Raw genomic sequence first — 15055 nt, 5'->3', positions numbered from 1 at the left:
GGGACGCGGCACACCGGGAGTGACATGCCGTGAGGGCCGCCAGCGACCAGTTGTGAGGAGTCCCCGATGGAGTTCAACCATGCCGACTTGTTCGAGGGATTGGCCGACGCGATCGGGGACCGCGTCGCCGTCGTCTGCGGGGACACCCGCCTGACCTACGCCGAGCTGGAGGCGCACGCCAACCGCCTGGCCCATTTCCTGCTTGAACGCGGGGTGCGCCCCGGCGAGCACGTCGGCATCCAGCTCTACAACGGCATCGAGTACATCGCCGGGCTGCTCGCCACGTTGAAGATCAGAGCGGTGCCGATCAACGTCAACTATCGCTACGTCGAGGCCGAGCTGCGCTACCTGTACACCGACTCGGACATCGTCGCCCTGCTGTACGACACCGAGTTCGACGCCCGGGTGGCCGCGACCGCGCCGGAGGCGCCGAAGCTGCGGACGCTGGTCGCGGTCGGCGGTCCCTCGAAGGTGCAGGACGCCGTGCCGTACGACCAGGCGATCGCCGGGCGGCCGGACGGGCGCGAGGGGTTCCAGAAACGGTCGGGCGACGATGTGTACATCATCTACACCGGCGGCACGACCGGCATGCCCAAAGGCGTCATGTGGCACAACAGGGACCTGTTCATGGCGTTCGGCGGCGGCAACCCCTACGGCGAGCCGCACACCGAGCCGCGCCAGGTCATCGAGCAGGCGGTGAACTCCGGGCCGATCATCATGATGCCCGCCGCGCCGCTGATGCACGGAGCAGCCCAGATGGGCACCTTCATCGCCTGGTGGATGGGCGCCACCGCCGTCTACACGCGCAAGTTCGACGCCGTGGAGGTGCTGCGCGTCGTCGAGCGTGAGAAGGTGCTCACGATCAACATCACCGGTGACGCCATGGCGCGGCCCCTCGCCGAGGAGATCGCCACCGGCGCCTACGACCTGTCGTCCCTGCTGGTGCTCAGCTCGACCGGGGCCATCCTGACCGGCACCGTCCGCGACCGGTTACAGGAACTGCTGCCCAATGTGATGATCGTCGACAGCTTCGGTTCGACCGAGTCCGGCTTCACCGCCTCCGCCGTGGCCGGCTCGTCCCCGGAGTCGGGCCTGAAGTACCGGCCCATCGCCACCGCCACGCTGGCCGTGCTCAACGAGGTCCTCGAACCGGTGAAACCGGGGTCGGGCGAGATGGGCACGGTGGCCAAGACCGGCGACATCGCGTTCGGGTACTACAACGACCCCGCCAAGACCGCCGCGACGTTCGTCACCGACACCGCCGGGACGCGCTGGCTGCTCACCGGCGACCTCGCCAGGATCGAGGACGACGGGACGATCCTGGTCTTCGGGCGTGGCTCGCAGTGCATCAACAGCGGAGGGGAGAAGGTGTTCCCCGAGGAGGTCGAGGCGGTGCTCAAGGGGCACCCGTCGGTGTTCGACGCCGTCGTCACCGGGATCCCCGACGAGCGGTGGGGGAGCCGGGTCGCCGCCGTCGTCGAACCCCGCGACGGCGCGAACCTCACCGCCGAGGAACTGGACGCCCACTGCCGCGAGCGGATCTCCGGGTACAAGGTGCCGCGTACGTACGCCTTCGTCGACCACATGGTCCGCTCCCCGTCCGGCAAGGCCGACTACCGCTGGGCCAAGGAGACCGCCCAATCCGCCGCCCCCTGACCACCCGTCCGGGCGCTGCCCGGGCGCTGTTCCGAACGCCGCTGACGCGCGCAAGGCCGGCGCGTCAGCGGCCGCCTGCACCGGAACCCGGACGATCTCCGATGACCACCTCAGGCGGGGAAGCCGGCCTCGCGGGCATGGCTGCTTTCGCGGTCGATTCCCGGGGAGGATCTGCCTAGGCCTTGCGGGCGCTGTCGCCGGCGAGGGCGGCCACGGCGCCGAGGCCGATGTAGACCAGGCCGCTGGCCACGTCCAGCCGTCGTGCGGCCAGGGGGGAGCGGCGCAGGCGGCCCGCCAGGGCGGCCGACAGGAGCGCGTAGCTGCCGTCGCTCGCCATGCCCAGGGCGATCCAGATGAGCCCGAGCACCACGATCTGCGCCGCGACCGGGCCGTACTTGGGATCGACGAACTGTGGCAGGAACGCCAGGAAGAAGATGGCCGTCTTGGGGTTGAGCACGTTCACCACGAAGCCCTCCCCGAACAGGCGCGACCGGGAGACCGGCTCGACCTCCTTGGTCAGGGCGTCCGCCCGGGCGAAAAGCTTGCGCAGGCCGAGGTAGACCAGGTAGGCCGCCCCGAGGTATTTCACCAGGGTGAACGCCGTGGCGGAGGCGGCCAGCAGCGCGCTGACGCCGAGGGCGGCGGCGACCACGTGGACGACCGAGCCCGCGTGGATGCCCGCCACCGAGACCATCCCGGCGGCCCTGCCCTGGGCCACGCTGCGCGTGACGATGTAGACGACGGCGGGTCCTGGCACGAGCAGCAGGGCGAGCGTCGCCCCGGCGAAGATCGCGAGCGTGGTCATAGGTGGCATGTCGCCGATAGTAGGAATGCCCCGGCGCCGGGGTCCATCGATTTCTCACGGGCTCGAGGGCCTGGGTACGGGGTTCGCGCAGGTCGCGCCGGTAGCGAGCGATCTCCCGCACGCCGGAGGTAGTACACGAGCTGAGGTCACGCGGGCCGGGAGACCGCCTCGACGAGGGCGGACAGCAGGGCGGCGGTCGCCGGCGGGTCGGGGGGCTCGCCGTAGGTGGCGGCGAAGACGTGCCTGGTCGAGCCCGGAATCTCGCGGGTCCCCACGCCGGGGTGGCGATGGGCCGAGAGCGCGAGCGCCGGCAGCACGGTCACCCCGAGGCCCGCGGCCACCATCGCCTGTACGGCCACGTAGTCGTCGGTCGTGAAGGCGATCGCGGGCTCGAAGCCGGCCGCGGCGCACAGGTCGAGCAGGTGCCTGCGGCACCGGTCGCACCCCGCGATCCACTTGCCCCCGGCGTGCGAGGCGAGCGTGCTGGTCGCGGTGACGGCCGGCGGAGGAGTCGCGGGCATGGCGGCGACGAGCGGGGCGTCCCTTGGTACGGCGGGCGGGGCGGCAGTGGGCTCGGTGGTGGCGGGGAGGACCAGATGGCTGGGGTCGTCGAACAAGGCGGTGAGACGGACGCCCTCCTCCTCCGGCACCGTGGCGGGCGGCTCCGCCGTCTTTCCGTAGTGGAAGGCGACGGCGACGTCGACGTGGCCCGCGCGGAGCATGGCGAGCGCCTCGGGCGGCTCGGCCTCGCTGAGGCGCAGGTCCAGCCCCGGGTGCTCACGCGAGAGCCGTACGGCCGCCGCCGGCACGAACGTGCCGAGCGCGGAGGGGAACGCGGCCAGGCGCACCCGGCCGGCGCGCAGGCCGACATGCGCCGCGAGCTCGGCCGAGGCGGAGTCGAGGCGCCCGATGATCTCGGCGGCCCGGTCGGCGAGGAGGCGGCCCGCCTCGGTCAGCCGGATGCCACGGCCCGCCCTCTGGACGAGCTTGGCCCCCGTCTCGGCCTCCAGCCGGGCCAGGTGGTGGCTGACGGAGGGCTGGGAGTAGTGCAGCTCCCGCGCGGCCGCCGTCACCGATCCGTGCCTGGCGACGGCGTCCAGCACGCGAAGACGCAGGACATCGAGCACCCATCAACTTTATCTATGGGAAGCCCCGCTGATTGGCATTGGACCTATGGATGGCGATGCGCCAGCGTGGGCTCCATGCCCACCACATCGCCGTCCTTCACCGACGTCCTGCACGCCGCGCGCCTCATCGCCCCGCACCTCCCGGAGACCCCGATGTGGTCCTACCCGGTACTCAGCGGGCGGGTGGGCGCCGAGACCTTCGTCAAGCACGAGAACACCCAGCCGACCGGCGCGTTCAAGGTGCGCGGGGGCATCAACCTGATCTCCCGCCTGCCCGCCGACCACGGGAAGGCCGGGGTGCTCACCTACTCCACCGGCAACCACGCCCAGTCGATCGCGTACGCCGCGCGGCTCTTCGGCATCCCCTGCACGGTCGTCATGCCGGAGAACCCGAACCCGGCCAAGGTCGCGGCGGTCGAAGCCCTCGGGGCCACCGTCGAGATCAAGGGGGCGACGATGGTCGAGACGGCGGAGTACGTCACCGCGCTCACCGAGGAGCGGGGGGACCGCCTGATCAGCCCGGCCGACGAGCCGGATCTGATCGCCGGCGTCGCCACGCTCTACCTGGAGATGTTCACCCGCCGGCCCGACCTCGACGCCGTCTTCGTGCCGGTCGGGTCGGGGACCGGGGCGGCGGCCGCGTGCCTGGTCGCCAGGGCCGTCGCCCCGCGATGCCGGGTGATCGGCGTGCAATCCTCGCTCGCTCCGGCCGCCCACGACTCCTGGCGTTCAGGCGAGCCGGTCAGGCGTCCCATCGAGACGGTCGCGGACGGCCTCGCCACCGGCTCCGCCTTCGCCCTGCCGCAGAGCCTCATGCGCGATCTCGACGACTTCGTGCTCGTGCACGACGACGACATCCGCGCCGCCCAGCGCGTCCTGCTCACCGAGGCCCACACGCTGAGCGAACTCGCCGGCGCGGCCCCGCTGGCCGCGCTCCTCGCCAGGAAGGAGGAGTTCACCGGGCAGAAGGTCGCCCTGGTCTGCAGCGGCGCCAACGCGAGCCCCGCCGAACTCCAGCGGCTCCTCACGTAGTGCGGTGTCCGCGAACGCTCCGATCGCCGTCCCCTATGAGGAGAGGTCGGGGCCGCACGACCAAGATTGGTCCAGCACCTCCAGGACGTCGCCGTACCGGGATGGGTCCCAGCCGTCTCTCATGAAGAGCTGGGACACCACGTCGGACGGGGCTCCCAGCAGATCTTCGGATTCCGGATCGCCCGCCAGGCGGGCGGCGGCCTCCATGTCCGTCACGCGGATCCGGTAGTGGGCCTCCAGGTGCACCACCGGGGCCTCCTCGCTCGCGGCACCGGCGGATTCCTCCGTGGTCTCCTCCTCCGACTCCAGATCGCTCTCCAGGTCGCTGAACGGGTTGCCCCACCCCGCCTGATCGGCGCACAGGGTGGCGTACGCGAGCGCGGAGGCGCGGAGGCGGTTCACCGCCTGCACCACCCGCTTGTAGTCGCCGGGGGATTCGGCGAGGACTCGGGCGTGCTGCTCGATGGCCGAGCCCAGATCCTTGGCGCCGGCCGGCAGATCGCCCTGCCCGGTCGCATGGTCGTCTTTCTGGGACTCATTCACGATCGTTACTCCTGGAACGGGAAGTGCCTGGTGTGCATGATCTCACCCTTGTTGTTCAGGTAGTCCACATGGAAGTGGTCACCTGACGAGCACGGACCACGGAACACCGCTCTGCTGCCTCCGTCGCCGGCCGCTCTCCTGGCCTGCGCCTCCGCGTCCGCTTTCGTCCCGGCCCTGCGGGTACCGGAGTTCGTCTTGTTCCTTGAGTTCTTCCTCCTGGCCATCTGGGCGATGGTGGGTTTGTTGGGTCCGTCCACCCTAGAGGGCCGGAAACGGGGGAGACCGGAGGGGATATGACTCGGGCCGCCGGCCATGGCGAGCGGAGGGCCGCCGCCAGGGCCGCGGGCGTTGCGGAGGATGCGCTCCAAGGGTTCGGTGACCCGGCGGGCGATCCCCGGCGCCAGCACGCGGGCGCCTCCCTCACCGGCCTCACGGAGGATCTTGCCCATCGCGTATCGGGTGGCGAGGACAGTGGCCGTGGCGCTGCCGAGGGCCAGCGGGCCGCCGGCGAGCATGCTCGTCGCGAGCTTCACCGCGGCCACCGACGCCTGCGAGATCACCGCGATCTTGGTGCCGGTCACGACGGTGGCCGCGCCGTCCAGCAGCACCGGCGCGTAGTGCGCCGCACGCGTGGCCTGGCTCAGGTGCCCGTCGGCGCCGCCGTTCTTCTCCCAGAAGTTCGCCAGGGCGGTCGCCGACGCTCCCTTGTAGGTGCCCGACGACTGCCGGACCGTCCTGTCGGCGCCCTCGGACGCCGGGGCGGCGTGAGCCGTGAGGTCCCGCCAGGCCTGCGCCTCGTCGCGGATCCGGCTCTCCCTGACGTTGGGCCAGGGGACACCGGCCAGGTTCAGGATGCCGCTGGCCCAGGAGGGCAGCATCACGTCCATGATGTGTCCGGCTCGCCTCCCAGCCGGTCGATCTCGCCCGCCATGTCGCCCTCGAGGTACGACACCCGGCCGGTCGAGATCGACACCGCGTCCCCCGTGCCGCCGATGACGGTGCCCATGTGGGTGAACGTGTCGAGCGCGGTGTTCTTGCACTGGGTGTAGGCGGAGACGACCGGGCTCAGCAGGCCCGTGTCACCCCAGGACTCCGCGCCGTCGCCCGGCTCCCGCAGACGCCGCACCGCGCTGGCGTACTCTTCCCCGTGGATCCGGAGGTGCGAGCCGGTCACCTCAAGAATCCCATGGGTCATCTCGAATCCCCGTTCCATGACCCGCAGATTAGCCATGATCGTCAGGGATTGCGCATATTTTGCGTCTCGTGCGGAATTCTTGTCATCTGCGGCACCGCACGCCGGTCGTGGCGGCAGGCCGGTAACATCTCGGCAAGGTGTCGCCGTCCGGCGTCCCGGTGCCTGGTATGAGGAGCATGCGTTGTCGTCACCGACTCCGTGGGCGGACGACCTGGAGCACCTGGAGCGGATACTCCGCCAGACCGAGGAAGTGATGCGCGACCTCGGGCAGGCCCAGGCCATGATCGAGCAGGTCGCCGGTGAGGGAGAGGGCGCCGACGGCCTGATCCAGGTGGTGGCCGACGGCCGAGGACGGCTCAAGACGATCGGGTTCGACCCCCGCGTCATGCGGCTCGACCCCGACGCCCTGAGCCGGGAGGCGCTCCGGGCCATCCAGGCGGCGCAGGAGTCCGCAGGGCAGAGCACCCAGGAGATCATCGAGCGCGCGCAGGCCGACGCCGCGCGGCTGGCCGAGCCGCTCGACGAGCAGTTCGTGCGGCGCCGCGTCGAGCAGGTCGCTCGCGAGATCGAATGACGGAGGGATGATCGTGCACAGCTACGACGCGAATCCCGCCAACTGGCGAGACGGCGATCTCGAGCGGGATGCCGAGCATGCCGGCAGGATCCTGGAATGGGTGGAGGAGGCCGGACAGCGCGCGCTGGATGGCGTCGTCGGTGAGGGCGAGGCCGGCGACGGCCAGATCAAGGTCACCACGACGGTGGACGGCCGGGTCCGGGATGTCGCCATCACTCGGCGCGCCATGCGCCTGGACAGCCGGTCGCTGGCCGAGGAGCTGCTGCTGGCCGTCCACCGGGCGCAGGACGACGCCGAGCGCAAGAGCCGCGAGCTGGTCGACGAGGCGCTGGGCGAGGTGCTCCCGGACGGCGCGTTCGAGCCCGGCGCCCTCGAGGAGCAGTACAGCCGCCTGCTCCAGCTGTTCGAACGCCCCTGAGGGTCGCAGCGAGGAAGGGGCGGTGACCCGGTGACGGCCGGGACCACCACCCCGGGGCTGCTACGGACGGGTGAAGAACCGGCGCAGTTCGCGCGCGACCCGGTCCGGCGCGCCGCGCTGGGCGGCGTTGCCGGAGGCGCTGTGGCCGAGGCCGGCGAGCTCGACGCGCTCGGCGTCCGGCAGGATCTTCTCCAGCGCGTCGAGGGCGACCCGCATGTAGGCCGGGCTCCTGGCGCCGCCGAGGAGGAGCACCTCGGCGCGCATGCCCTTGAGGCTCGCAAGGTCGCCGCTCATCTCGACGGCCAGCCGTACGTCGCGGCCGAGCGTCGACGCGAGTGCCCTGAAAGTCACGTCGTCGCCCTTGGCGTTACGGTCCTCGCGGGCCATGGCCATGGTCGTGAGCAGCTCGAGCAGCCGGCGCGGAACGTAGTCGAACACCTTCGGCCCCATCTGAGCGCCTTTCATGCCGGTGACCAGCGCCGCCGCCACCTTGCCCTCGGCCGTCTCCCTGTCCAGGCGTTCCAGCCAGGTGGTGGACAGCGAGCCGTCGACGGGCAGCGGCGGGTCGAACACGACGGCCCTGCGGACGGTGGGGCAGGCGAGCGCCGCCCGGAGCGTGATGGCGGCGCCCGCGCTGACGCCGAAGAGAAGGTGCGCGCCCGACTCGGCGAGCAGGGCGGCGACGTCCTCGACCTCCGCGCGCAGGCCGTGGTCCTTCCTCTGCGGGCCGCTCAGGCCGCGGCCGCGCCGGTCGGGCAGGTAGCAGGTGAAGTCGGCGGACAGCGCCTCGGCCAGCTCGATGTGGCTGTGGGACGACTCCATGGCGCCGTGGAGCAACACCACACCCGGGCCGCGGCCGAGCCGCCGGTAGCCGATGGTGGTGCCGTCCGCGGAGGTCACGGAGCCGATCGTCACTTCAGTCATGGTCTCTCCCATGGATCGGTGCCGGGACCGGTCGGCCCGGTCTCCGGCGCGATGGTTCGGCGTGCATCGCGAACCGGCCATGAAAGGGAGCCCAGCTATCCTTGCGGTTGCCACCTTGTGGCCGGGTTCCCACTCCATGGGTCTCGGTTCGAGGTCGAGGCCCGGCGGGGTGTTCCCGCACCCCGCCGGGCCGACATCGGGTCAGTCGGTCGTGCTGCCCCTTTCGGCGATGTCGGTGAACTCGGGCGGTAAGCGGCCCGTCTCGTGAAAGGCGCGCCACTGCGCCAGACCGGGAAACGAACCGGTCGTGAGCTCGTCGAGCAGCGATCGCACCCAGGCCGCCTCCGCCTCGCGGATGGCGAGGTCGTACTCCGCCTCGATGAGGAACAGCCGGGGGATCTCCCGGCGCTCGCTCTCCAGGGATTCCCGCCGGCGGGCGGTCTCCTTCTCCAGCCGGGCCAGCCGCCGCCGGAGCAGGTCGGTGACCTCCTCCGGCGGGAGGCCGCCCATGACCGAGAGCCCCGCCTCGAAGCTCGAGGGTTCCGGGTCGGGAGTGGAGACCAGCTCGCGCGTCCAGTCGCGCAACTCCTCGCGGCCGGTGTCGGTGATGCGGTAGACGGTCCGTTCGGGGCGGCCGCCCTGCCGGGTGCTCTCGGCCGCCTCGATGAAGCCGTGTTTCTCCAGGTTTCCCACCACGGTGTAGAGCGACCCCCACTTGATCTTCATGTCCTGGTCCTTGCTCCGCGCACGGAGGACCGAGGCCATCTCGTATGGGTGCATCGGCCGCTGGACGACCACCGTCAGGACGGCAAGGGCCAGCAGGTTACCGACCTTGCGCCGCTTCGCCACCACATCACCTCGTCAACGATTACTCGTCTACGAGCATACGGTCGCGAGTATGAAGTGCCAAGAGGAGAAATCGCGGGAAACCGTCAAGCGGTGGCGGTGCCGCCCGAGATGCGGCCGTGGATCAGGTCGGCCAAGGTGGCGTGGACCTCGGCCAGGGGACGGTCGGGACGCAGCGCCCGTCGCTCGATCGAGACGGTGAGGACCATCCCGAACAGCGCCGTCGCGGCCGTCTCCACGTCGAGGTCCGCGCGGAGCAGACCGGCGTCGACGGCCTGCCGCAGCACCTCGGTGTACACCCCGAGCGCCTGGCGGCGGAGCCGCGCGACGGCCTCCTGCCAGGTGGTGCGCCACATCTCGGCCAGCAGGACCCTCGCGAAGGCGCCGTACTCCTCGAAGAAGCGCAGCTGCGCCATCACCACGGCGTCCAGCCGCCGCAGCGGCTCGTCCGGCTCGCCGCGGCGGGCGTCGTCGAGCATGTCGGTGAGGAGCTGGATGCCGTGCTCCAGGAGCGCCGCGAACAGCGCGTCCTTGCTGCCGAAGTTGTAGAAGACGGTGCCCTTGGCGACGCCGGCGCGCTCGGCGATGGCGTCCACCGTGGTGGCGGTGTACCCCTGCTCGGCGATGAGCTCCACTGCCGCCATGTACAGCTTGAGCCGTGTCTCGATCTTGCTCATGCGGGACAGCCCGCATCGGTCCGGAACGCCGGCTCCGGCGCGGAATGGCTCCGGGCCGGGCCGCCCGCCCGGGTCACAGTGACAGCTCCGGGTGCAGGCGGCGCGGGGACCAGGTCCTGCCGCGCTGCACGGCGAGGACGGTCAGCGCGAGGCCCAGGACGGTGAAAGCGGTGAGCACGCCGCAAGCCTGCCACACGACCGCCGCGTCACCGCCACTGATCACCCGTCGCAGGGCCCGGACCACCCAGCTCATCGGCAGCCAGGGTGAGATGGCCTGGAAGAAGCCGGGGGAGGTCTCGATCGGGTAGGTGCCGGCCGCGGAGGTGAGCTGCAGCATGAGCAAGGCCAGCACCACCACCCGGCCGGGCGGCCCCACCAAGGCGTTCACCGCCTGGACGATCGCGAGGAACGCGGTGACGGTGAGCGCGAGCAGCCCGGCCATGCCCGCCCAGTCGGCCGCGTCGAGCCCGAGCCCGAAGCGGATGACGCCCAGCAGCACGACCACCTGCAGGACCCCCATCGTGACGCCGGGGAGCCAGCCGGCCACCGCGATGCGCCATGCGGGAGCCGATCCGGCGAGCAGGCGGGGGTTCAGCGGGCGCAGCACCATGTACGTCACCATGGCCCCGACCCACAGCGCCAGCGGCACGAAGAAGGGCGCGAAGCCGGTGCCGTAGTTCGGCACGCGGTTGTCCACCTCGCTGTCCAGCCGTACGGGCTCGCTCATCATGCCGGTGCGGCCGTCGCGCTGGGAGGCCGTGTAGTCGGGGATCCGGCCCGCCCCGTCCCTGAGCCCGCTCGCCAGGTCGTGGGAGCCGTCGGCCAGCTTGACCAGGCCCCGGTCGAGCTCGCCCGCTCCCGCGTGCAGCTTGCCGATGCCGGCGTCGAGCCTGCCCGCGCCCTTGCCCAGAGCGGTCAGGCCCGCGCTGAGCCGGTCGGCGCCGTCGCTGAGCGCGGTGAGCCCCGAACCGAGCTTGCCGGCAGCCCGGACGGCGCTGCCGGTGCCCTGGCTCAGCTTCGCCGAGCCCTCGGCGAGCTGCTTGAGGCCGCTGTCGAGCTCGTTGAACTTGTCGCGCGCCGCGTCGAGCTTCGCACCGAGCGTGGGAGCGGCCGCGGCGAGGTCACGGGCGGCGTCCGCGACCGCGCGCGCTCCCCGCCGCACGTCCTCGATGGCGGCGCTCCGCGCCTGGACGCGGTCCTGGAGGCGGCCGGTCGCGTCGAGGAGGTCCTGAGCGGAGTCGGCCGCCCTGCCGAGCAGGGAGCGCAGCTCAGGATCGGCGTCGGGGTGGTCATCGAGCCAGCCCTGGACGGCGAGCAGATCGCGCCGGGCACGGGCGGCGTCGCCCTCGATCTCGGCGGGAAGGCCGCCGAGGCCGTCGGCGACGAGATCGGCCCCTTCGGCAACGGCCAGCGCGGCCTGCCGGATCTTGTCGCCGTTCTCGTCGAGGATCGGGACGTACTTGTCGGCCATCCCGTTGACCGTGCCCGAGAGGCCGTGGACCTGCTTGTACACCTGGGCGTTCCCGTCGGCGACCTTCGCGGCTCCCCGGTCGAGCTCGGTGAGCCCGCGGCGCAGGGCCCGCGCGCCCTGCTGCGCCGTCGCCAGGCCGCCGGCGAGCCGCGCCGCGCCGTCCTGGGCCGTCGCGGCGCCGGTGGCCAGGCCGCGGGTGCCCTTCCGTGCGTCGCCGAGCCCCTGGTCGAGCGCGGCGGCGCCCTCCCCGGCGGCGGCGGTGCCGTCGCTCAGCTCGCCGGCGCCCTTGGCGGCCTTGGCGGTGGCGTCGTGGATGTCGCCGAACGACAGGAAGATCGTGTCGAGGTAGTCGCGTATCGCGGTCCGGCCGGCCGCCTCCTTCACCTCTGAGAAGACGGCGTCGGAGATCGTGCGCATGATGTAGCTGCGGCCGGTGTCCACCCGCACGCCGAGCCGGGCGGGGGTGGGCGTGCCGTCGCCGCTCGGGGATGCCAGGTCGGCGCTGAAGTCGGCCGGGATGGTCAGGGAGAGATAGTAGGTGCCGTCATTGACGCCCTGGTCGGCCCGGCGGGCGTCGACCTGGTGCCAGGCGAAGACCCGGCGATCCCGCAGTTCCGTCGCCAGGTCGCGTCCGGCGTCGAGGGTCTTGCCGTCGACGGTGACGGGCCGGTCGGCCACGACCAGGGCCACGGGGATCCTGTCGAGGTTGCTCTGCGGGTCCCAGAACGACCACAGGTAGAGCCCGGCGTACAGCAGCGGCAGCAGTACGACGGCGGCCAGCGCGGCCCGGGTCAGCCGTGACCGGGTGAAGCGGCGCAGCTCGAGACGCCCGAGCTGGAGCGGATGCGGCTTCGTCATGACTTGTCCTCTTCCGCGTCGTCCGGGATGCCTCCTGTGGTGCCGTCCACGGCGTCCTCGACGGTGCCGTCCGGGGTGTCTTGCGAGGTGTCTCCGACGGTGCCGTCCGGGAGGCCGTCCGCGGTGTGGGGGAGGGACAGCACGGGGGCCGCCCTCTCGAGTGGCTCGGTGTCGACGGCCACGACGGTGAGGCCCTGGCCGGACAGGGCGCGCAGCGTCGAGACGAGGCCGGCCCGCCGGTCCTCGCGCAGGCCGCCGCCGAGGTCGTCGACCAGCAGGACCTCGGGCTCGTCCAGAAGGGCCAGCGCGATGCCGAGGCGCACCCGCTGGTCACGGGCGAGATGGCGCGCCAGGGTGCGGTCGGCCTCGGGAAGGGCGGCCAGGTCGAGCCCGGCACGGGCGAGCGCGGTCTCCGCGATCAGCCGGGGGTCGTGGCGAGGCCGGGAGCGGAGGAGGGCGGGTCGCCACTCCGGGCCGCGCAGCCGGAGCCGTTCGTGGAGATGCTCGCGGACCGAGAGCGCGTCGTCGAGTTCGTTGACCCCCTGGACCAGCCCGAGGGCCGCGACCCGCCGGACCCGGCGGCGGGCGGTGTGGCCGAGGACGGACAGCGTGCCCTCCGTGGGGCGCATGCGGCCGCCGAGCGTCAGCAGCAGGCTCGTGCGCCCGCTGCCGGCCTCGCCGACGATCGCGGCGAGCCCGCCCACGGGCACGTCGAGGGTGGCGTCGCGGTAGACCCAGCCGTGCCCGCCCTTGAGTGACAGGCCGGTCGCGCGGATGGCAACCCCGTCAATGCCGTCGCCTGACAACGATGCGCCCTTCTTTGAACTGACCGGTCAGTACAAAGCTACCACCGATGGAAAGGCTCCTGGACGGCCGTGCGATGAATGTTTCAGGCGGTTCATGTACATGAAACGTGTCCGCTCATCGGAAAACGCTGCTGCCTGGACGTCCCGGGCGGCAGCAACTCCGACGGCACCCAGCTCGTGCAGTCCGGCTGCAACGGGAGCGCGAACCAGACCTGGACGCTCACCTCGGTGAGCGGCGGCGTCACGCTCAAGGCCGGCGGCAGCGGCAAGTGCGCGGGCGTGAAGGACGCGAGCACCTCCGCGGGCAAGGCCGTACAGCTGGAGACCTGTTCAGGAGCCTCCTCGCAGAGCTGGCAGCTGACCGTGTCGGGTTCCTACTACCGGGTGGTCAACGCCAACGGCGGCAAGTGCCTGAACGTCAAGGGCAGCTCGACGAGCTCAACTCCAGCAAGAAGATCGTGATCTGCGAGAAGTACAAGGGCGTGCCGAAGGGCAGCGAGCCCACGAAGATCGGCAGCGGGGCCGGCGGCACCAACTGCCTCTACTCCGACTCCGACATCACCTACAGGTAGCCGGGAACCGAGCGGCCCGGTCCGTAACCCCCTATGCGGACCGGGTCCCTCCCGCCGGAGCCCCTCCAGGGGGAAGCCCCCGTGCCACATCGGCACGGGGGCTTCGTCCTGTCCCGGCGACCCGGGGTACGGGCTAGAGCGTGCCGTAGTCCGCGAGGAACAGGGCCTCGGCGGTGGCGGCGCGGCGCAGCTCCTCAAGGACGAGCCGCTCGTTCGGCGCGTGGATCGAGGCGCCGTCGTCCTCGGCGCCGAACAGCAGGATCTCGGCCGCGGGGAACTGCTTGATCAGGGTGGCGACCAGCGGGATGGAGCCGCCGGCGCCGATGTCGCGCGGAGCCCGGCCGAAGGCGCGCTCCATAGCGCGGTTCAGCGCGGCCCGCGCCCGGCCGCCCGTGTCGGCGAGGTAGCCCGAGCCGAGCACGAGGTCGGTCATGCCGACCTGCACCCCCCACGGCGTGTGCCGGCGCAGGTGCTCCACCACGTCGTCGGCGGCCGTCTTCGGGTCTCCCGCCGGGGGGACGCGGACGGTCACGCGGGCCCGTGCCACCGACTGGACGGCGTTGATCGCGCCCTGGACGGTCGGCACGTCCAGGCCGGTGACCGTGATCGCGTACGAGGCCCACAGGCGGTCGGCCAGCGAACCGGAGCCCACCAGGGAGACCCCGTCGAGCACTCCGGCGGTGGCGCGGAACTCCTCCTCGGTGGGCCCGTCGCCGAGGAACACCCCGCGCGGCAGGCCGGGCACCCGGATGTCGCCGTTCTCGTCGTGCAGCGAGGCGAGCATGCGGATCAGCGCCGCGAGCGCGTCGGGGGCGGCGCCGCCGAAGGAGCCGCTGTGCACCGAGTCGCGCAGGGTGCGCACCTCGACGGTGAACGCGGCCAGACCGCGCAGGGACGTCGTCACGGAGGCGTCGCCCACGCTCGGGTTGCCGGTGTCGGCCACGACGATGGCGTCCGCGCGGAGCAGTTCGGGGTTCCGCTCCACGAACTCCTCAAGGCGCTCGCCGGCGTACTCCTCCTGGCCCTCGATGATGACCTTGATGCCCACGGGGAACCGGCCCTGGAAGGACCGCAGCGCCAGGACGTGCGCGATGACGCCGGACTTGTCGTCCGCCGCTCCCCGGCCGTAGAGCTGCCCATCGATGAGGGTCGGCTCGAACGCGGGCGTGCGCCACAGGGCGGGGTCTCCGGCGGGCTGCACGTCGTAGTGCGCGTACAGCAGCACGGTGGGGGCTCCGGGAGGTGCGGGCGCCTCGCCGTACACGGCGGGGAAGCTGCCCTCGACCGGGATCTGGCGGACGTGGGGGAGCCCGGTGCTGCGCAGCAGTTCCTCGGTCATCGTGGCCGCCGCGCGCACCGGCTCCTCGGGGTGACCGGGGAAGGCGACCGACGGGATGGCGACGAGCCGCGTCAGCTCGTCCACCGCCCTCGGCATCTCTGCTGCGACGGCGTTCTCGATCTGATCAGGAGTCACGACTATCTGTTCCCCGCGTCGGCTGTGTTCGGATTGGACACATCTCATCACAGACGAGGCGCCCGATGCGCGTCCGA

At 71.9% G+C, this 15055-nt stretch carries 16 protein-coding genes; 5 read left to right on the top strand and 11 right to left on the bottom strand.

The genetic code is table 11. From position 1 onward, the window contains the following. The first annotated feature begins 66 nt into the window (after positions 1–66). Entirely contained in the window at positions 67–1656 is a 1590-nt protein-coding gene (locus MYF83_RS26950; RefSeq protein WP_248963508.1) for an acyl-CoA synthetase, read from the top strand. Between the two features lie 175 nt (positions 1657–1831). Here the strand turns inward: MYF83_RS26950 and MYF83_RS26945 are convergent, their stop codons facing one another. Together MYF83_RS26945 and MYF83_RS26940 are read right to left on the bottom strand one after the other, a co-directional pair. After that, on the bottom strand, positions 1832–2461 hold the full coding sequence (locus MYF83_RS26945; RefSeq protein ID WP_248963507.1) for a LysE family translocator: 630 nt from the start codon (positions 2459–2461) through the stop codon (positions 1832–1834). A gap of 146 nt (positions 2462–2607) precedes the next feature. Beyond that, positions 2608–3588 (bottom strand): LysR family transcriptional regulator, encoded by a 981-nt coding sequence (locus tag MYF83_RS26940; protein ID WP_248963506.1) that lies wholly within the window; start codon positions 3586–3588, stop codon positions 2608–2610. Between the two features lie 75 nt (positions 3589–3663). Here MYF83_RS26940 and MYF83_RS26935 point away from each other — a divergent pair, with 75 nt between their 5' ends. After that, positions 3664–4620 carry a threonine ammonia-lyase gene (locus MYF83_RS26935; protein ID WP_248963505.1) on the top strand — a complete coding sequence of 319 codons (957 nt, stop codon included), beginning with the start codon at positions 3664–3666 and terminating at the stop codon, positions 4618–4620. Positions 4621–4653: 33 nt separating this feature from the next. Here the strand turns inward: MYF83_RS26935 and MYF83_RS26930 are convergent, their stop codons facing one another. Genes MYF83_RS26930 through MYF83_RS26920 form a run of 3 tightly spaced genes read right to left on the bottom strand, consistent with a single transcriptional unit; the run spans position 4654 to position 6358 of the window. Then, entirely contained in the window at positions 4654–5163 is a 510-nt protein-coding gene (locus tag MYF83_RS26930) for a hypothetical protein (protein ID WP_248963504.1), read from the bottom strand. Between the two features lie 5 nt (positions 5164–5168). Next, positions 5169–6050 carry a WXG100-like domain-containing protein gene (locus MYF83_RS26925; protein ID WP_248963503.1) on the bottom strand — a complete coding sequence of 294 codons (882 nt, stop codon included), beginning with the start codon at positions 6048–6050 and terminating at the stop codon, positions 5169–5171. Then, a complete protein-coding gene (locus tag MYF83_RS26920) occupies positions 6041–6358 on the bottom strand; it encodes a hypothetical protein (protein WP_248963502.1) in 318 nt (105 codons plus the stop codon). Before MYF83_RS26920 ends, MYF83_RS26925 begins: the two co-directional genes overlap by 10 nt. 181 nt (positions 6359–6539) lie before the next feature. Between MYF83_RS26920 and MYF83_RS26915 the strand changes: the two genes are divergently transcribed. Together MYF83_RS26915 and MYF83_RS26910 are read left to right on the top strand one after the other, a co-directional pair. Continuing rightward, the gene (locus MYF83_RS26915; protein WP_248963501.1) at positions 6540–6932 is read left to right on the top strand and encodes a YbaB/EbfC family nucleoid-associated protein; all 393 of its coding nucleotides are present in this window, start codon (positions 6540–6542) and stop codon (positions 6930–6932) included. 7 nt (positions 6933–6939) lie between these two features. Further along, positions 6940–7350: a YbaB/EbfC family nucleoid-associated protein gene (locus MYF83_RS26910; RefSeq protein ID WP_248963500.1), complete on the top strand. Its 411-nt coding sequence runs from the start codon at positions 6940–6942 to the stop codon at positions 7348–7350. A gap of 60 nt (positions 7351–7410) precedes the next feature. Here MYF83_RS26910 and MYF83_RS26905 read toward each other — a convergent pair whose 3' ends face one another. The 5 genes from MYF83_RS26905 to MYF83_RS26885 form a co-directional block, all read right to left on the bottom strand. Beyond that, entirely contained in the window at positions 7411–8274 is an 864-nt protein-coding gene (locus MYF83_RS26905; RefSeq protein WP_248963499.1) for an alpha/beta fold hydrolase, read from the bottom strand. Positions 8275–8475: 201 nt separating this feature from the next. Beyond that, positions 8476–9123, bottom strand: a complete 648-nt coding sequence (locus MYF83_RS26900; protein ID WP_248963498.1) for a PadR family transcriptional regulator — start codon at positions 9121–9123, stop codon at positions 8476–8478. Between the two features lie 83 nt (positions 9124–9206). After that, the gene (locus tag MYF83_RS26895; protein ID WP_248963497.1) at positions 9207–9797 is read right to left on the bottom strand and encodes a TetR/AcrR family transcriptional regulator; all 591 of its coding nucleotides are present in this window, start codon (positions 9795–9797) and stop codon (positions 9207–9209) included. 73 nt (positions 9798–9870) lie between these two features. Next, positions 9871–12126 (bottom strand): YhgE/Pip family protein, encoded by a 2256-nt coding sequence (locus MYF83_RS26890; protein ID WP_248963496.1) that lies wholly within the window; start codon positions 12124–12126, stop codon positions 9871–9873. Next, positions 12123–12932, bottom strand: a complete 810-nt coding sequence (locus tag MYF83_RS26885; RefSeq protein ID WP_248963495.1) for an ABC transporter ATP-binding protein — start codon at positions 12930–12932, stop codon at positions 12123–12125. The genes MYF83_RS26890 and MYF83_RS26885 overlap by 4 nt, the downstream gene beginning before the upstream one ends. 78 nt (positions 12933–13010) lie before the next feature. Here MYF83_RS26885 and MYF83_RS26880 point away from each other — a divergent pair, with 78 nt between their 5' ends. Further along, positions 13011–13394 carry an RICIN domain-containing protein gene (locus MYF83_RS26880; protein ID WP_248963494.1) on the top strand — a complete coding sequence of 128 codons (384 nt, stop codon included), beginning with the start codon at positions 13011–13013 and terminating at the stop codon, positions 13392–13394. Between the two features lie 243 nt (positions 13395–13637). Here MYF83_RS26880 and MYF83_RS26875 read toward each other — a convergent pair whose 3' ends face one another. Continuing rightward, positions 13638–14978, bottom strand: coding sequence for a dipeptidase (locus MYF83_RS26875; RefSeq protein WP_248963493.1), 1341 nt, complete (start codon positions 14976–14978; stop codon positions 13638–13640). Between the last annotated feature and the right edge of the window lie 77 nt (positions 14979–15055).

Origin of the sequence: Sphaerisporangium perillae, assembly GCF_023276435.1 — a bacterium.
GTDB classification, from domain to species: Bacteria; Actinomycetota; Actinomycetes; order Streptosporangiales; family Streptosporangiaceae; genus Sphaerisporangium; species Sphaerisporangium perillae.
Note: the sequence above shows the minus strand (reverse complement) of the source record. Positions and strands in the feature narration are given on the sequence as shown.

What these genes read in the sequence shown, in the direction of transcription:
- MYF83_RS26950 (WP_248963508.1), top strand. Translation starts at nt 67, where the DNA reads ATGGAGTTCAACCATGCCGACTTGTTCGAGGGATTGGCCGACGCGATC.
- MYF83_RS26945 (WP_248963507.1), bottom strand. Translation starts at nt 2,461, where the DNA reads ATGACCACGCTCGCGATCTTCGCCGGGGCGACGCTCGCCCTGCTGCTC.
- MYF83_RS26935 (WP_248963505.1), top strand. Translation starts at nt 3,664, where the DNA reads ATGCCCACCACATCGCCGTCCTTCACCGACGTCCTGCACGCCGCGCGC.
- MYF83_RS26925 (WP_248963503.1), bottom strand. Translation starts at nt 6,050, where the DNA reads ATGGACGTGATGCTGCCCTCCTGGGCCAGCGGCATCCTGAACCTGGCC.
- MYF83_RS26920 (WP_248963502.1), bottom strand. Translation starts at nt 6,358, where the DNA reads ATGACCCATGGGATTCTTGAGGTGACCGGCTCGCACCTCCGGATCCAC.
- MYF83_RS26910 (WP_248963500.1), top strand. Translation starts at nt 6,940, where the DNA reads ATGATCGTGCACAGCTACGACGCGAATCCCGCCAACTGGCGAGACGGC.
- MYF83_RS26905 (WP_248963499.1), bottom strand. Translation starts at nt 8,274, where the DNA reads ATGACTGAAGTGACGATCGGCTCCGTGACCTCCGCGGACGGCACCACC.
- MYF83_RS26895 (WP_248963497.1), bottom strand. Translation starts at nt 9,797, where the DNA reads ATGAGCAAGATCGAGACACGGCTCAAGCTGTACATGGCGGCAGTGGAG.
- MYF83_RS26890 (WP_248963496.1), bottom strand. Translation starts at nt 12,126, where the DNA reads ATGACGAAGCCGCATCCGCTCCAGCTCGGGCGTCTCGAGCTGCGCCGC.
- MYF83_RS26880 (WP_248963494.1), top strand. Translation starts at nt 13,011, where the DNA reads ATGTTTCAGGCGGTTCATGTACATGAAACGTGTCCGCTCATCGGAAAA.